The 15,537-nt window shown below is 48.0% G+C and carries 16 protein-coding genes; 15 read left to right on the forward strand and 1 reads right to left on the reverse strand.

Annotated features, from left to right (window positions below; translation table 11 throughout):
• The first annotated feature begins 334 nt into the window (after nt 1-334).
• The 11 genes from T497_RS0113430 to T497_RS0113480 all read left to right on the forward strand — a co-directional run bounded on the left by T497_RS0113430 (nt 335) and on the right by T497_RS0113480 (nt 9,586).
• Nucleotides 335-760 (forward strand): Hsp20/alpha crystallin family protein, encoded by a 426-nt coding sequence (locus T497_RS0113430; RefSeq protein WP_028516057.1) that lies wholly within the window; start codon nt 335-337, stop codon nt 758-760.
• Between the two features lie 574 nt (nt 761-1,334).
• Nucleotides 1,335-2,162, forward strand: a complete 828-nt coding sequence (locus tag T497_RS0113435; protein ID WP_037325215.1) for an HAD family hydrolase — start codon at nt 1,335-1,337, stop codon at nt 2,160-2,162.
• A 146-nt stretch (nt 2,163-2,308) separates the two neighbouring features.
• Nucleotides 2,309-4,039, forward strand: a complete 1,731-nt coding sequence (gene iorA / locus T497_RS0113440; RefSeq protein WP_028516059.1) for an indolepyruvate ferredoxin oxidoreductase subunit alpha — start codon at nt 2,309-2,311, stop codon at nt 4,037-4,039.
• Between the two features lie 249 nt (nt 4,040-4,288).
• Nucleotides 4,289-4,516 carry a hypothetical protein gene (locus T497_RS0113445; RefSeq protein ID WP_028516060.1) on the forward strand — a complete coding sequence of 76 codons (228 nt, stop codon included), beginning with the start codon at nt 4,289-4,291 and terminating at the stop codon, nt 4,514-4,516.
• Nucleotides 4,494-4,886: a hypothetical protein gene (locus T497_RS0113450; protein ID WP_028516061.1), complete on the forward strand. Its 393-nt coding sequence runs from the start codon at nt 4,494-4,496 to the stop codon at nt 4,884-4,886. Before T497_RS0113445 ends, T497_RS0113450 begins: the two co-directional genes overlap by 23 nt.
• Nucleotides 4,887-4,912: 26 nt before the next feature.
• Entirely contained in the window at nt 4,913-5,986 is a 1,074-nt protein-coding gene (locus T497_RS17765) for a hypothetical protein (RefSeq protein ID WP_028516062.1), read from the forward strand.
• Between the two features lie 29 nt (nt 5,987-6,015).
• Nucleotides 6,016-6,591 carry an indolepyruvate oxidoreductase subunit beta gene (locus tag T497_RS0113460; RefSeq protein ID WP_028516063.1) on the forward strand — a complete coding sequence of 192 codons (576 nt, stop codon included), beginning with the start codon at nt 6,016-6,018 and terminating at the stop codon, nt 6,589-6,591.
• A 256-nt stretch (nt 6,592-6,847) separates the two neighbouring features.
• Nucleotides 6,848-8,155, forward strand: coding sequence for a phenylacetate--CoA ligase family protein (locus tag T497_RS0113465; protein ID WP_028516064.1), 1,308 nt, complete (start codon nt 6,848-6,850; stop codon nt 8,153-8,155).
• Nucleotides 8,156-8,225: 70 nt separating this feature from the next.
• The gene (locus T497_RS0113470) at nt 8,226-8,450 is read left to right on the forward strand and encodes a hypothetical protein (RefSeq protein ID WP_028516065.1); all 225 of its coding nucleotides are present in this window, start codon (nt 8,226-8,228) and stop codon (nt 8,448-8,450) included.
• Between the two features lie 143 nt (nt 8,451-8,593).
• Nucleotides 8,594-9,028 carry an amino acid-binding protein gene (locus T497_RS0113475; RefSeq protein ID WP_028516066.1) on the forward strand — a complete coding sequence of 145 codons (435 nt, stop codon included), beginning with the start codon at nt 8,594-8,596 and terminating at the stop codon, nt 9,026-9,028.
• Nucleotides 9,029-9,151: 123 nt separating this feature from the next.
• Nucleotides 9,152-9,586 carry a zinc ribbon domain-containing protein gene (locus tag T497_RS0113480; protein WP_028516067.1) on the forward strand — a complete coding sequence of 145 codons (435 nt, stop codon included), beginning with the start codon at nt 9,152-9,154 and terminating at the stop codon, nt 9,584-9,586.
• Here T497_RS0113480 and T497_RS0113485 read toward each other — a convergent pair whose 3' ends face one another.
• Nucleotides 9,587-10,003 carry a putative ABC transporter permease gene (locus tag T497_RS0113485; RefSeq protein ID WP_037325217.1) on the reverse strand — a complete coding sequence of 139 codons (417 nt, stop codon included), beginning with the start codon at nt 10,001-10,003 and terminating at the stop codon, nt 9,587-9,589.
• Between the two features lie 78 nt (nt 10,004-10,081).
• Here T497_RS0113485 and malQ point away from each other — a divergent pair, with 78 nt between their 5' ends.
• From malQ to T497_RS0113505, 4 genes are all read left to right on the forward strand, one after another.
• Nucleotides 10,082-11,554, forward strand: coding sequence for a 4-alpha-glucanotransferase (gene malQ, locus T497_RS0113490; RefSeq protein ID WP_028516069.1), 1,473 nt, complete (start codon nt 10,082-10,084; stop codon nt 11,552-11,554).
• A gap of 152 nt (nt 11,555-11,706) precedes the next feature.
• Nucleotides 11,707-14,052 carry a glycogen/starch/alpha-glucan phosphorylase gene (locus T497_RS0113495; RefSeq protein WP_028516070.1) on the forward strand — a complete coding sequence of 782 codons (2,346 nt, stop codon included), beginning with the start codon at nt 11,707-11,709 and terminating at the stop codon, nt 14,050-14,052.
• Between the two features lie 499 nt (nt 14,053-14,551).
• The gene (locus T497_RS0113500; protein WP_028516071.1) at nt 14,552-14,989 is read left to right on the forward strand and encodes a hypothetical protein; all 438 of its coding nucleotides are present in this window, start codon (nt 14,552-14,554) and stop codon (nt 14,987-14,989) included.
• A gap of 4 nt (nt 14,990-14,993) precedes the next feature.
• Nucleotides 14,994-15,485 carry a hypothetical protein gene (locus T497_RS0113505; RefSeq protein WP_028516072.1) on the forward strand — a complete coding sequence of 164 codons (492 nt, stop codon included), beginning with the start codon at nt 14,994-14,996 and terminating at the stop codon, nt 15,483-15,485.
• The last annotated feature ends 52 nt before the right edge of the window (nt 15,486-15,537 follow it).

Below are 15,537 nucleotides of genomic sequence, written 5' to 3' on the forward strand. Positions count from 1 at the left end.
TTTTTCATATATAATAATAGGGGGTTATATTATGGAAGAAGCATTGGCGGCTGTTTCAGCCATAGTTCTGCTAATAGGCTGCTATGCAGGCTGCGGCAGGGGTAAAAAGAAGGAAAAAGACGATTAGCACTCTCACGCCGAGAGTGCTAATTTTCATTATACTGTCACATAACCTTGATATTCCTTTCAAATAACCGCTGTATCATATAGACAATGAAACGAAAGGAAGCGATACCAATGGAAAGCGTGAAAAGTGTATATTATCGTGAAAAGTGTATATTATAATGAAAACTGCATAGGATAAATATGAAATTATCAATTGGAGGTATGATTTATGTATGGACTTACACCTTTCGGCGGCACAGGCTTTGGTCTGTGGGACGCATTCAATGACTTTGACAAGAATTTCTTCGGCGGCAGTATGCCGATGAGCAGCTGCAAGACCGATATCCGCGACGACGGCGACAAGTATGTTCTCGAATCGGAGCTCCCCGGCTTTGAGAAAGAGGATATAAAGCTCGACCTCAGCGGCACACAGCTCACCATTACGGCTGAGCACAGCACAAACAACGACGAAAAGGACGACAAGGGCAATTATATCCGCCGCGAGCGCACTTTCGGCTCGTATAAGAGAAGCTTCAATATCGGCGATATTGATACAGAGGGCATCAATGCGGAATACAAGAACGGTATCCTGACCATTGAGCTCCCGAAGAAAACTCCCGAAGCTCCTGTCGCAAAGAGACTGGAAATCAAATAAGGCAAGCCTGCCAATAACCATATAACACCACCCCATAAGCCCGTAAGAAGCTGCTTCTTACGGGCGCTTTTTTAATTAGTGATTAGTGCTTAGTGATTAGTAAGTAGTGAGTAGAAAGTAGTGAGTAGTAGGGGCGGCGTTTCGCCGCCCGCGTATATATGCATTTTTATTTAACGGGCGACGGGACGTCGCCCCTACATGGATTTACGGTCATTTGGGGTGAATATTTAGCTTGCGGGAGGGCGAGGGCGCCCTCCCCTACAATTTAAACTGCATAAACGCCTTGCGGTGTCATGTTTATAAAATGTGCCGTAAGCGATGTACGATTAACGGTTCTGACAGATGTGAGCGAGCTTGCGAGCGGCAACGTGGCAAGCGGTCGAGCTGGCTCAGCTCGCGTGGCAAGGGTGCAGCGTCACGCTGCTTTATGCAGGATTAACATTCCAAAGGGACAAAATCCGTCGGAATGTACAAATCTGTTTCTGACAAAAAATATATCTTCACTTTTCTCGCTAAATATGTTATAATACTATTATGAATATCCACGTAAAGGCTCACGGAGGTGACCGCCCAATTGAAAAGGCTCTATATCAGCGATCTTGATGGAACTCTTCTGAGCCCAAAGCCCGAAATAACTGCTCATACAGCGGAAATAATGAACGCTCTTGCCCGAAAGGGTATGAACTTCACATTCGCTACTGCAAGGTCTATATATTCGGCAGTTCCCATTACATCGGCACTGGATATAAACGTGCCCTGTATACTTATGAACGGCGTGAGTATCTATGATATAAAAAATGAACGCTATGTCAAAAACGAGTTCATAGAGCCTGCGGTGTCTGCGAAGCTCCTTGACATATATAGGCGCCACGGCGTTGAATGCTTCATGTACCGCATAGACAACGGCGCTCTTACCTGTTACTATTCGCAGCTCACAAGCAGAGTAATGCAGAGCTTTGCTGAGGTAAGAAAGCATGAGTACAAAAAGCCCTTTGTACAGTGCCGCCTTGAGGACTATGCCGACGAATACACGGTATACTTCACTACAAGAGCGACCTATGACGAGCTTTTGCCCGTAAAGCTTGAAGCAGAGAAGATAGCAGGCGTGGATATCGCCTTTTACCTTGACGTTTACGACGATTCGTGGTATCTGGAGATATTCTCACATAAAGCCTCAAAGTCCAACGGACTGCGTTTTCTCCGCGAGGAATACGGCTTTGACGAGGTAGTGGCATTCGGTGACAACTTAAACGACCTGCCTATGTTTGAGCAGGCTGATATAAAAATCGCAGTCGGCAACGCCAGAGATGAAGTTAAGGCTGCCGCCGATATCGTTATCGGGACTAACTCCGAGGACGGAGTCGCAAGGTGGCTCCTTGATGAAATAAAAAATGAGAATTGATTTTACGCATAAGCGCAAAGTTAAGAGTCGAAAGTTGAGAATTGAGAGTTAATGCGTTCACTTCGTTAACTGTCAACTCTCAACTCTAAACTCTCAATCAACATAATTGATATGATAATCTTTAACATGAAAGGAAAATACATAATATGAAGAAATTAATGCTGGGAAACGAAGCCTTCGCAAGAGGCTTGTATGAAGCGGGCTGCCGCGTAGTATCGAGCTACCCCGGTACTCCCTCAACTGAGATAACTGAGGAAGTTGCAAAGTACGACGAGGTCTACGCAGAGTGGGCTCCTAACGAAAAGGTCGCTATGGAGACAGCTCTCGGAGCTTCTATCGCAGGCGCAAGAAGCTTCTGCGGAATGAAGCACGTTGGTCTCAACGTTGCTGCCGATCCACTCTATACAGCAGGATATACAGGCGTAAACGCAGGTATGGTCATCGCAGTTGCCGACGATCAGGGAATGCATTCCTCTCAGAACGAGCAGGACAGCCGTCACCACGCTATCGCTTCTAAAGTTCCAATGCTGGAGCCTTCCGATTCTACAGAATGTAAGGAGTTCGTCAAGCTTGCCTTCGAGCTTTCCGAGAAGTTTGACGCACCGTTCATAGTAAGAATGTCCACAAGAGTTGCTCACTCACAGAGCATAGTTGAAATGGAGGACAGAAACGACCTCCCTCTCAAGGACTACGAAAAGACACCTAATAAATTCGTTATGATGCCTGCTTACGCAAAGGGCAGACACGTATTCGTTGAAGAGCGCACAAAGAAGCTCATCGAGTATGCTGAGACAACTCCTCTCAACAGAGTTGAGATATCCGACAAGGCTGAGTTCGGCGTTATCACAAACGGCGCTGCTTATCAGTACGTCAAGGAGGCTCTCGGCGACAAGGCTTCAGTGCTGAAGCTTGGTATGGTAAATCCTCTCCCTGTCAAGCTCATTCAGGACTTCGCAAAGAAGTATGAGCAGATATACGTTATCGAGGAGCTTGACGGCATAATCGAGGAGCACTGCCGCAACATCGGCGTGAACAACGTAAAGGGCAAGGAGATATTCGGCTATATCGGCGAGCTTCCCCAGTCTGTTATCGCAGAGAAGCTTCTCGGCGAGAAGAAGGACTTCGTGGCTCTCGAAGATGATATCCCTGTACGTCCCCCTGTAATGTGCGCAGGATGTCCACACAGAGGTCTGTTCTACTGCTTAAAGAAGCTGGGCGTTACAGTATCGGGTGATATCGGCTGCTACACTCTCGGAGCTGCCGCACCTCTCAACGCTATCGACACAACAATTTGTATGGGTGCTTCTATTTCAGGTCTCCACGGCTTCAACAAGGCAAGAGGAGCGGAGTCAGAGCACAAGAGCGTTGCGGTTATCGGTGATTCCACATTCATGCACAGCGGTATGACAGGTCTTGTAAATATCGCTTACAATAATTCAAATTCAACAGTTATCATTCTCGATAACTCTATCACAGGTATGACAGGTCATCAGCAGAACCCGACTACAGGTAAGAACCTCAAGGGCGATCCTGCTGCGGCTGTTAATCTTGAGGAGCTCTGCAAGGCTATCGGTATCAAGCGTGTCCGCGTGACCGATCCTTACAAGCTTGCCGAGACAGAGGCTGCTATCAAGGAGGAGCTTGCTGCTGACGAGGCTTCGGTAATTATTTCCAGACGTCCCTGCGCACTTCTCAAGTATGTTAAGCACAATCCGCCTGTAAAGGTAAATACAGACAAGTGTGTAGGCTGCAAGATGTGCATGAAGCTGGGATGTCCTGCTATCTCAATGCGCGACGGCAAGGCAGTAGTTGACCACACTCTCTGCGTAGGCTGCGGCATATGTCAGGAGCAGTGTAAAGTCGGAGCTATCCAGTAAGCACATTCAAGGCTTTGAATAAAAGCTCCTAAGACGGGGGCGGAGGCTCTCCGCTCAGGAGCAGTGCAAAGTCGGAGCTATTGAGTGATTAGAGCTAAGAACTAAGAGCTAAGTAGGGGAGCCCGCCCTCGGGCTCCCGTGAGTGATCAGAGCTAAGTAGGGGACGGCGTCCTCGACGTTCTATATGCGGCGCCCTTGACGTTACCTGCATACAATCAATATAACGGCGCACTAAAACGGGGTATAATTATGAAAATCAGAAAGATAAGCTGTCCATATTGCAATATACTTATGGAATGCAAAGGAACAAAGCGTATACAACTGGGACGCACAGGCTTTATTATAGGAGATATTGACAATCTCTTTTCTGGAGCGCTTACAACAAGCATCTATGAGTGCCCGAGGTGCGGAAAGCTTGAATTTTTCAGATTTAAGAAAACAAAGAGGAAAAAAGATGATACAGTTGCCGATATATGAGGAGTTCGCCCACTGGCTGGACGATATCCTCGAAAACAATGAAATGCCCGAGGAAACAAAGGCGTTCTGCTTCAACCTCTATGAGGAGTCCGACGAGGAGCACATCTGCGGCGTTCAGATTATTGCCGCAGGAGAGTACGATCCCGAGGACAAGGACGGTGAATGGGCTTGCGAGGAGGTCTGGAGCAGTGAGGAGAATATCTTCACAGTTGATACCTCCGACGAGGAAGACACGAGCTGGGCTCACGCACAGGAGCTCATAAAGGAAATGATAGAGGAATACCTCAGAAACGGTAAATACTCAGGTATTCTCAGCGGAGCAGGGGCAGTTGCCATAGGCTTCGTTGACGGAGAGCTTGAGATCATTTGATTATTTATTTAGGGAGTATATGAGAAATGGACGATCTTATGACAGGAGTCGGCAGCAGCGGCGGAATGGACGACATAAGTAATATGAACGAGCTGGCAAAGCAGGCAGAAGCCGCTTTGCAGCCTCAGAATAACTCTGTTCAGCAGCCTACTGGCTACGGCGCTTCGCAGAACAACTACGGACAGCAGCCTACTGGCTACGGCGCTTCGCAGAACAACTACGGACAGCAGCCTACGGGCTACGGCGCTTCGCAGAACAGCTACGGACAACAGTCCACGGGCTATGGTGCTTCGCAGAACAGCTACGGACAGCAGCCTACTGGCTACGGCGCTTCGCAGAACAGCTACGGACAACAGTCCACGGGCTACGGTACTTCGCAGAACAGCTACGGACAGCAGTCCACGGGCTACGGTGCTTCTCAGAACAGCTATGGACAGCGCTCCAATGATTATGGCAGTTCGCAGAGCAACTACAGCGATCCCTACATGAGCGGCAGCTCGGGCTATGACAGCTCGTCATCGGGCTACGGCAGTACAGCGGCTTATACATATAACGACTTCGGCGGCAGTGATTCAAAGCTGATACCTGCGCTGAAAGCTTTTCTCGGAGCAGCTGTAGGCGCTATCCCGGGAGTTATTCTCGTTATTTTTGTTGCAAAGCTGGGCTTTATAGCTTCGATCTGCGGAGCGGTAATGGCTATAGGTATCTTTGCAGGCTATACCTTTATGACAAAGGATAATGAGCTGGATACTAAGATCGGACTTATCATATGCGGAGCTGTAATGCTTCTCGGTATATATATCGCTGTCAGGACCTCGTGGGTAATGAATATATCGGACGCCATTAAAGAGGGAATGTCTGCGGGCAAATCTATGCTTGCGGATTCTGAGCTTTCCGAAAGCGATTTAAACAGCCTCTATAAGCTGATATATGGCGTTGACGAGCCATCATTCTCTGAGTGTTCGTCGCATTTCAGCGATCTTCTTTCGCGTTTTGAACTGAAAGGCAGGTTCTTCCTTTCATTCCTCGAAAATCTTGGATTTGCTGTATTGGGCTGCTTTGGCTCGTTTGCTAAATTCGGCGGCGGCAGCAAGTATTAATTCAATAATCAACTAAGGAGTAATATAAAATGGAAACTAAATCAATTATGATAGTCGGCGTCGGCGGACAGGGTTCGCTTCTCGCTTCAAGACTTCTCGGCAATGTGCTTCTTGCACAGGGCTATGACGTAAAGGTAAGCGAGGTACACGGAATGTCGCAGCGCGGCGGCTCTGTTGTTACATACGTAAAGTACGGCGATAAGGTATATTCACCTGTTATTGAAAAGGGCGAGGCAGACGCAGTTATCTCCTTCGAGCTTCTCGAAGCAGCAAGATGTCTCCCTTACCTTAAAAAGGGCGGCAAGCTTATCACATCTACACAGCAGATAGATCCTATGCCTGTTATCACAGGTGCTGCAAAGTATCCCGAGAATCTCGTTGAGAAGCTCAAGGCAGCAGGTGCAGAGCTTGTTGCAGTTGACGCACTGTCACTGGCTGAGCAGGCTGGTACGGCAAAGGCTTCAAACGTAGTTCTCATGGGCGTTCTTGCTTCACGCATGGACTATCCTGACGAGCTCTGGCAGAAGGCACTGGAGCAGTGCGTACCTCCTAAGTTCCTCGACCTCAACAAGAAGGCTTTTGAGCTCGGCAAAGCAGCTAAGTAATAGAGCTAAGAACTAAGAACGATGTAGGGGACGCCGCCCTCGGCGTCCCGCAAGTTGCGAAATAAATATAAATGACCGATTGCAGGGGGGCGATGCCTGCATCGCCCCGCTGGCACGAGTTTATTATATCGGGCTGATGTGGGCATCAGCCCCTACACAAAGATATCGGACGATTATTCGGGCGGATAATATCCGTCCATGCACACGAACATCATATCATAACATAATAAATCCATAAATAAGGAGTAGAAGTCCAATGGAAAAGTATTGGAACAAAGAGATCGAATGTATGCCCCGTGAGGAAATGAAAAAGCTTCAGGACAAGCGCCTCGTGGCACAGGTAAAGCACGTTTATGAAAACGTTAAGTATTACCGCGATCTCATGGACGAAAAAGGCGTAAAGCCCGAGGACATCAAGGGGACTGACGATCTTCACAAGCTGCCGTTCCTCAGCAAGGCTGATCTTCGTGAGGCATATCCCTATGGACTCCTTGCAAAGCCACTCAGCGAATGTGTAAGGATACACTCCACCAGCGGTACCACAGGCAAGCGCGTCGTTGCTTTCTATACTCAGAACGACGTTGATATGTGGGAGGACTGCTGTGCGAGAGCTATCACTGCCGCAGGCGGCACTAACGAGGACGTAGTTCAGGTAGCATACGGCTACGGTCTGTTCACAGGCGGTATGGGACTCCACGGCGGCTCACACAAGGTAGGCTGTCTTACCCTGCCTATGAGCTCAGGCAATACAGAGCGTCAGATACAGTTCATGCGCGACCTCAATGCGACTATACTTTGCTGTACTCCGTCATATGCGGCATATCTCGGCGAAACTGTCCGCGATATGGGACTTACTCCCGACGATCTTAACCTCAAGGCAGGTATCTTCGGCGCCGAGCCGTGGACTGAGGAAATGCGCCGCAGTATCGAGCAGTCACTGGGTATCAAGGCTTACGACATCTTCGGACTTACAGAGTCCAGCGGTCCCGGCGTTGCATTCGAGTGCTCTGAGCAGAAGGGTATGCACATCAACGAGGACAACTTTATCCCCGAGATAATCGATCCCGAGACAGGAGAGGTACTCCCCGAGGGCGAGGTAGGCGAGCTTGTGTTCACAAGCATAACCAAGGAGGCATTCCCGCTTCTTCGCTATCGTACACGCGACCTCTGCAAGCTCACAAGGGGCAAGTGCTCATGCGGACGTACTCTCGTAAAAATGGCTAAGCCTATGGGCAGAAGCGATGATATGATGATTATCCGCGGAGTAAACGTATTCCCGTCGCAGATAGAGACTGTTCTCATCGAGCAGGGCTATTCGCCTAACTACCTTATCGAGGTCGACCGCGTAAACAACACGGATACCCTCGATATCAACGTTGAGATGAACCCCGACCAGTTCTCGGACAAGGTAAAGGATATGCAGAAGCAGGAGAGAGACCTTGCTGTTGCTATTAAGACCATGCTGGGAATCAACCCCAAGGTTCACCTTGTATCGCCTAAGTCTATCGCAAGAAGCGATGGCAAGGCTGTAAGAGTCATCGACAAGCGCAAGCTTCACGACTAAGTTAAAAGCAGACCGCCGAAGCAGTCTGTTGAATAAAAATATCTTTAATCATTTTAAGGAGGTTTCATTTATGAAAATCAAATTATTTTCCACAAATTATATGCCGGAGCAGGAGAAGTATCAGAGATTTGCAGCTTTTGAGAACGAGCTCAATCAGTTTATCCAGACTGTAAAGGTCATCGATATCAAGTACAGCACATCAGCAGGTCTTTGCCATGACGCACAGACTCACGTAAACGAGTACGTTGACGAGCACTCTGTTCTCGTTATGTATGAGGATATCGACAAGAAGTAATAGCTTCTTCTTCAGTCGGCAGGGCTTATCGTAAAGATATTGCTGTCCTTCCCTGTATCTGCGCAGGGGAGGACGCAAGGCATTTACAGCTGTTAGGGGCTTTGCGGTCAGCCGCCGAAACAATCTAAAAGGAGGATCGTCGTATGTCAAACGTAAGACAGATCTCAGTTTTTGTAGATAATATGCCAAATCAGGCGGCAGGCGTTATGAGGATAATCAAGGAGAAGGGTATCAACCTGAGAGCCCTCAGTCTTGCTGATACTGCTGATTTCGGAATAATCAGGCTCATTGCCAATGATACCGAAAAGACAGTGGATATACTGAGAGCGGCATCATACGCAGTAAATGTAACAGAGGTGCTGGCAATTTCCATTCCTGATACACCGGGACAGCTCAGCCGTGTGCTGGACGTACTCGGTCAGGACAATGTAAATGTTGAGTATATGTACTCGTTCCTCGGTACCTCAGACAGGGCTGTATCCTTCGTTATCCGTGTTGACGACAACGCTCAGGCTTCTGAAGCGCTCAACAGGGGCGGTATTATTCAGCTTACCGAAAATGATATTGCTGAAATGTAAAATTTGCACAAAAAGAGAACCTGTTTTGAAAAAATATTAAAAACGCTTGACATAATTCCCGTTGATGTTGTATAATTATAATACGATATTTAGCGAGAAAATATTCGACAGGAGTGATGGAAAATGGGTATTCTCGATAAATTTAATGACGCAAGCAGGGGTGTGTCTGAAAAGGCTAAGAATATCTCCGAAGCCAATAACCTCAAGAGGAAGATCCTTTATGAGGAAGAGCGTATAGTGGAGATATTTACTGATATCGGAAAGAGATATTACAAGAATCCGGGAGATGATCCTGCGGCTCTTAAAGTACTTTGCGACGATATAGATACAAGACGCAGAAGAATAAAGAAGATGAGATATGAGCTCAACGGCATAAGAGGCTACAAGATATGCCCCAAGTGCGACGCTGAGGTCAATGAACGCTTCCAGTTCTGCGGACGCTGCGGCGCAAGACTTCCCGATATCGAGGACGAGGACTTCATGTCCCTTGAAGCAAACGATTATTATACAGAAAGCAGCAATAACTTCTTCAATGCTGATTCTAACAAGAACTATTGATCACATGGGCTGTTCTGAGGCAATCGGAACAGCCTTTTTGTTACAGAAGCGAGTCCGTATGTGCTTGCATATGAGCCTTGCAGGGATACACAGCACGAACCAGAACGCCGAAAAGGGTATGCATATCTGCCCCAGAAAATTAAAGGGCATATTGGAGTAATCCCAGACGTTCCAGTGCATAATAATGTTATCGAATATGCCTACGGCAAGTTCTGTCATTGTTATGAAAAGCGAGCCGAGAGCGCAGCTTTTCATAAGAGTCATAGTTCGGCGGCTGTTTATGGCATAGAGGATAGTCATTACAAATCCCCCTGTCAGGCACATTGTCCAGTGGGTGTAGCCGCGGAGGACTATCTCTACAAGGCTGTAGCAGAAGTAGCCCATAAGGAAAGAAAACAAAAGCTGTGATAGCTTCATGGTATCACCTCAAAAAAATATATATTCATATTATTACCATTTTTATTTTGAATATTCAGAAAAAGGAGTTGAATAAATATGCGGAAAAGCTGTATACTTATGCACATATCCAGCCTGCCGTCGGAATACGGCATAGGTCAGATGGGACGGGCGGCATTTGAGTTCGTGGATTTTTTGAAGTCCGCTGAGGTCAAGTGCTGGCAGATACTGCCCCTTTCGCCTACGAGCTACGGCGATTCGCCCTACCAGTCCTTTTCGGTAAAGGCGGGCAATCCCTACTTCATCGACTTTGAAGTGCTGGAGGGTGACGGACTTCTGGAGCACCATGAGTTCGCCTCGTTTGAATGGGGAAACGACCCAAAATCCGTGGACTACAGCCTGCTGTACCAGCACTGCTATGAGGTGCTGAAAATCGCCTACGGACGCTTCAAGCCTGCAAAATTTCCCGAGTATAAAAAGTTCTGCGAGGAGAATAAAAAGTGGCTGGACGAGTATGCACTGTTCATGGCGCTGAAGTTCAAAAACGGCGGCAAGCCGTGGTATGAATGGGACGAGGAGCTGTCCATGCACAAGGCAAAGGCTGTTTCCGCAGCAAAAAAAGAGCTGAAAAATGATATCGGCTTCCATAAGTTCATACAGTTCGAGTTCAGCCGTCAGTGGTCAGAGCTGAAAAAGTACGCCAACGACAACGGCATAGAGATAATCGGTGATATCCCGATATACTGCGCTCTGGACAGCGTTGAGGCGTGGTCGTCACCGAGACTTTTCCAGTTCGACAGAAAGCGCAGACCTACGGCTGTGGCAGGCTGCCCACCTGATGACTTCTCACCGCTGGGACAGCTCTGGGGCAATCCGCTGTATAACTGGAGCTACCACAAAAAGACGGGCTATGAATGGTGGATAGACCGTATCAGAGCCGCAACGGAGCTCTATGATATAGTCCGTATCGACCACTTCCGCGGCTTTGAGAGCTACTACACCATTCCCTTCGGCAACGAGGACGCTACCATAGGCGAGTGGAAGAAAGGTCCGAATTATGAGCTTTTCAGGCTTGCCGAGGAAAAGCTGGGCAGGCTGAATATCATTGCCGAGGATTTAGGCTTTATAACTCCCGAGGTAAGGGAAATGCTGGACAAATGCGGTTATCCGGGTATGAAAGTCCTGCAATTCGGCTTCTCGGACGGCAAGAACGAGTATCTGCCACATAATTTCAGCAGTACGAATTATTTCGCATATACGGGCACTCACGACAACGAGACTCTCAACGGCTGGGTGGAGACCTTGGACAAGAAGTCCCTGAAATTCGCCATGAAATACCTTAACGTCAAGAAGAAAAAGGATATCCCCATGGCGGTTGTCCGTGCGGCTTGGGGAAGCGTTGCGGAGGTGGCTGCGGCGCAGATTCAGGACTTCCTTGACAGTCCCAAGGAGGGCAGAATGAATACGCCCTCGACGCTGGGCGGCAACTGGCAGTTCCGCGTACAGAAATCGGACTTAACCCCCGAGCTTGCGAAGAAGATACGTAAGCTGAACAGATTGTATAACCGATAAACAGTTGAGAGTTGAAAGTGGAGAGTTGAGAGTTAAGGGTGTGACCTGTCGGTCACGTATCTGAATTTTTTTAATCTGTTCGCGTAAGCGAACACTGCAACTCTCAATTCTCAACTCTAAACTCTCAACTTCAAGAATAGGAGTAAGGGAATATGGATAAGAAATTGTTTATGGAGAAATTTACAGGAAGACTTCCGAAGGATATAAAATCTGCAACAACCCAGCAGCTTCACGACGCGCTGGGCAAGACCGTTATGGAGATGTTTGCTGACCGCTGGGACAATGCCCGTCAGGAGCACCTTTCAAAGCGCCGTGCGGCTTATCTCTCTATGGAGTTCCTCGTTGGACGTGCAGTGTACAATAACCTGCTCGTCCTTGGCATTTACGACGAGGCGGACGAGGCTTTCAAGGAGCTCGGCATTGACCTTGCTGACCTTGAAGAAATAGAGGACGCCGCTCTTGGAAACGGCGGTCTCGGCAGACTTGCGGCTTGTTTCCTTGACAGTGCCGCAACTCTGAGCCTGCCCCTTGACGGCTACGGTATACGCTACAAGTACGGACTTTTCAAGCAGTCAATCGTTGACGGATTCCAGCGTGAGGACATCGACGACTGGACGAAATACGGCGATCCGTGGTCGGTGCGCTGTGACGAGGACACTGTCCTCATCGAGTACAGCGGTCAGACCGTAAAGGCTGTGCCCTATGATATGCCTGTATTCGGTTTCCGTACCGAAAATGTGGGTACTCTGCGACTCTGGCAGGCTGAGCCCGTCAAGGAGTTCGACTTCGACGTTTTCAACAAGCAGGACTACCTCGAAGCTTCTAAGGAGAAGATATATGCCGAGGATATCTCCCGTGTGCTCTATCCTAACGACGATACCGACGAGGGCAAGAAGCTCCGTCTGAAACAGCAGTATTTCTTCAGCTGTGCTTCGCTGACGGATATAATCAGAAAGCACAAGGCTCGCTTCGGCACTCTCGATAATCTTGCGGACTATATCTCTGTCCAGCTCAATGATACTCACCCTGTTATCTCTATCCCCGAGCTTATCAGACAGCTTGTGGACAACGAGGGCTACAGCTTTGAGAAAGCCCTTGAAATGGCTAAGAGGATATTCAACTACACCAACCACACCGTTATGCAGGAGGCTCTTGAAAAGTGGCGCACCGATCTTGTTGAGGAGCTTCTGCCCCGTATCTACGCTATAATCATTCAGATAAACGAGGCTCTTATGGCGGAAATGTACGCAAAGGGTGTGGAGCGCTCCAAGATAGACCGTATCAAGATAATCAAGGGCGACCTTATCCATATGGCGGACATGGCTTGCTATGCTTCAAGTCATATCAACGGTGTTGCCGAGATACACACTCAGATACTCAAGGACACTGTTCTTGCGGACTGGTTCAGCCTTTGTCCCGAGCGTTTCCGCAACGAGACCAACGGCATTACTCAGCGCCGCTGGATAGCGCTCTGCAACAGGGAACTGTCTGCGTATATCAGCGAGCTTCTTGGCGGTGACGACTGGATAAACGACCTTGACAAGCTGAAAGAGCTTTCCAAATATGCCGACGATGAGAACGTGCTTCGCCGCTTCATAGACATCAAGCAGGGCAAGAAAAAACAGCTTGCGGACTTCATAAAGGCTCACGACGGCGTTGATATCGACGAAAACTCCGTTTTCGACATCCAGATAAAGCGCCTTCACGAGTACAAGAGACAGCTTCTCAATGCGTTCTCCATACTGTGGATATACTACGGTATCAAGGACGGCAGTATACAGAATTTCAAGCCTACAACATTTATTTTCGGAGCTAAATCTGCTCCCGGATACCGCCGTGCAAAGGCTATTATCAAGTTCATCAATGAGGTGGGCAGGATAGTTTCCGAGGACAAGGACACCCGTGACCTTATCAAGGTCGTGTTCGTGCAGAATTATAATGTTTCCTACGCCGAGAAGCTGGTTGCGGCGGCTGATGTTTCCGAGCAGATATCTACCGCAGGCACTGAGGCAAGCGGCACAGGCAATATGAAGCTCATGCTCAACGGCGCGGTAACTCTCGGAACCTACGACGGCGCTAACATCGAGATAGTGCAGGAGGCTGGAGAGGATAACAACTACATCTTCGGCGCCCGTGTTGAGGACCTGGAGAAGATTGTCCCCGAGTACGACAGCCGCAGTATATTCTCCTCTGACGATATGATACGCAGGGTAGTGTCCTCACTTATCGACGGTACTGTTTCCGACGGCGGCAGCGGTGATTTCCGCGAGCTTTACATGGCTCTCCTTGACGGTGCAAGCTGGCACGCTCCCGACCATTATTACCTCCTCGGTGATATCAGGGACTACGTTGAGACTAAGCTGCGCTGCATAAACGACTACAGCAGCGACAGAATAGGCTTTGCACGTAAGCAGTGGCTCAATATGTGCAGCGCAGGCAAGTTCAGCTCCGACAGAACAATCGCAGATTATGCGGAGAATATCTGGGGGATAAAATAACAGCTATTTTGGGCTTTCTATGAAAGGGATTCCAAAGGGACTGTGTTCCTTTGGCAGAGTCCAGAGGCGGCGCCTCTGGTGGGGTGTGGGGCAAAGCCCCGCAGTTACAAAGCGCTTCGCAAAGGGTGAATCAAAAAACAGTCCGGTGGACTGTTTTTTGAGAGGGTGACTCCCTACAGTGTAGGGAGGTGTCCGAAGGACAGAGGGTGCCGGACACGATTAGTGTCGCCTTGCAAGTGAAGGCGTTCCCTTATAAGAAGTGCTTAAAAAATGTCCCCTCATATATACTCCCCAAACCGCGTTTTTTCAACGCGAACACGTTGAATTTCAGAAAAATAATTTTCAGGTTCTGCGTTTTATACAAAAACTATTATCCGCATTTGTGAGCTTTCACAGATGCGGATTTTTTAGTGACAAATGTCACTGAAAAAGTGACAAATGACACTTTAAAACCTCGCCTTCATTATGGTATCATAATATCAGAAAAGGGGGAGTGACTATGAAAAAGTCAATGAAAGTATTGCTTATTGTTTCAGCGGTGATGACAGTGATCGGTACTGCTTCACTGATATTTGCATGGAGCTTGCGTATTCTGTTTACCATAGGGCTCAGTATGGGCTTCGGTGTAATAATATCACATTTTATCGGCAGTAAGGAAAGAGACAGAGTGCCTGTCTGGCTGAGCATTCTATTTGTGCTTTCGTTTATTCCCATAATGCTCTGCTTTTACTGGTCCATAGATGCAGCAGTCAACGGTACAGGCGGAGGAATGATATTCCGCGAAAAACACGGCTGGGAGGCATTCTCTGAGACTTTTCTGATAACAACGTTACTGCTTACGGTGATACCTGCTATACCAATGGCAGTTATAGTGCAGGTCAGATTCATAGCATTGTGTATAAAGCTGAGGAAAAAGAGAATTTCTGAAAGGAGCTGAGCTTATGAATAAGGTCGAGAAGATTCTGATAGGCGTTTTCGGAGTAGGAACGATACCGTATTTTATGCAATGTATACGCAAGGGAATGCGATACGGCTTCGGAAGTGGAATGATGAGATATTTTAAATCAGAGCTTATTACTCTGTACGGAGCTTTATTCGCATTGTCCGTGATAGGCATGATAACGGTGTTTATCGTTCACGCTATCATAAAGAGAAAGAAAAGGAGCGAGGTCAGGATAACAAAGGCTGACAAGATATGGTTCGCAATATCCTTTTTGCCTGTTGTACTGCTTCTGCTCTACGGACTGTACGGTGCTGTGACAGGTGTGAATTTTTTGTGGTCGAGTTACTATGGTATTGACGGCTTTATGTTAGCTGTTATCTTCGGCGGTATACTTATCCTGCCTGTACTGCCACTGTGTATCATCTGGCAGATAATATTCCTCGTAACACGGCATAAGGCTAAGAAAGCGGCGGCTTCTAAAAGTGAGTAGAAAGCAGCAGGGGACGCGGCGTCCCACATAAAAATTGTAGGGGCTGCCTTTG

The organism is Ruminococcus flavefaciens MA2007, from assembly GCF_000621845.1.
GTDB classification, from domain to species: domain Bacteria; phylum Bacillota; class Clostridia; order Oscillospirales; family Ruminococcaceae; genus Ruminococcus; species Ruminococcus flavefaciens_E.

Excerpts from the sequence above, each read along its gene's own strand:
- T497_RS17765 (WP_028516062.1), top strand. The coding sequence starts at position 4,913 with ATGGACGATCTTATGACAGGAGTCGGCAGCAGCGGCGGAATGGACGAC.
- iorA (WP_028516059.1), top strand. The coding sequence starts at position 2,309 with ATGAAGAAATTAATGCTGGGAAACGAAGCCTTCGCAAGAGGCTTGTAT.
- T497_RS0113475 (WP_028516066.1), top strand. The coding sequence starts at position 8,594 with ATGTCAAACGTAAGACAGATCTCAGTTTTTGTAGATAATATGCCAAAT.
- T497_RS0113470 (WP_028516065.1), top strand. The coding sequence starts at position 8,226 with ATGAAAATCAAATTATTTTCCACAAATTATATGCCGGAGCAGGAGAAG.
- T497_RS0113480 (WP_028516067.1), top strand. The coding sequence starts at position 9,152 with ATGGGTATTCTCGATAAATTTAATGACGCAAGCAGGGGTGTGTCTGAA.
- T497_RS0113460 (WP_028516063.1), top strand. The coding sequence starts at position 6,016 with ATGGAAACTAAATCAATTATGATAGTCGGCGTCGGCGGACAGGGTTCG.
- T497_RS0113485 (WP_037325217.1), bottom strand. The coding sequence starts at position 10,003 with ATGAAGCTATCACAGCTTTTGTTTTCTTTCCTTATGGGCTACTTCTGC.
- T497_RS0113445 (WP_028516060.1), top strand. The coding sequence starts at position 4,289 with ATGAAAATCAGAAAGATAAGCTGTCCATATTGCAATATACTTATGGAA.
- T497_RS0113430 (WP_028516057.1), top strand. The coding sequence starts at position 335 with ATGTATGGACTTACACCTTTCGGCGGCACAGGCTTTGGTCTGTGGGAC.
- T497_RS0113505 (WP_028516072.1), top strand. The coding sequence starts at position 14,994 with ATGAATAAGGTCGAGAAGATTCTGATAGGCGTTTTCGGAGTAGGAACG.
- T497_RS0113465 (WP_028516064.1), top strand. The coding sequence starts at position 6,848 with ATGGAAAAGTATTGGAACAAAGAGATCGAATGTATGCCCCGTGAGGAA.
- T497_RS0113495 (WP_028516070.1), top strand. The coding sequence starts at position 11,707 with ATGGATAAGAAATTGTTTATGGAGAAATTTACAGGAAGACTTCCGAAG.
- malQ (WP_028516069.1), top strand. The coding sequence starts at position 10,082 with ATGCGGAAAAGCTGTATACTTATGCACATATCCAGCCTGCCGTCGGAA.
- T497_RS0113500 (WP_028516071.1), top strand. The coding sequence starts at position 14,552 with ATGAAAAAGTCAATGAAAGTATTGCTTATTGTTTCAGCGGTGATGACA.
- T497_RS0113450 (WP_028516061.1), top strand. The coding sequence starts at position 4,494 with ATGATACAGTTGCCGATATATGAGGAGTTCGCCCACTGGCTGGACGAT.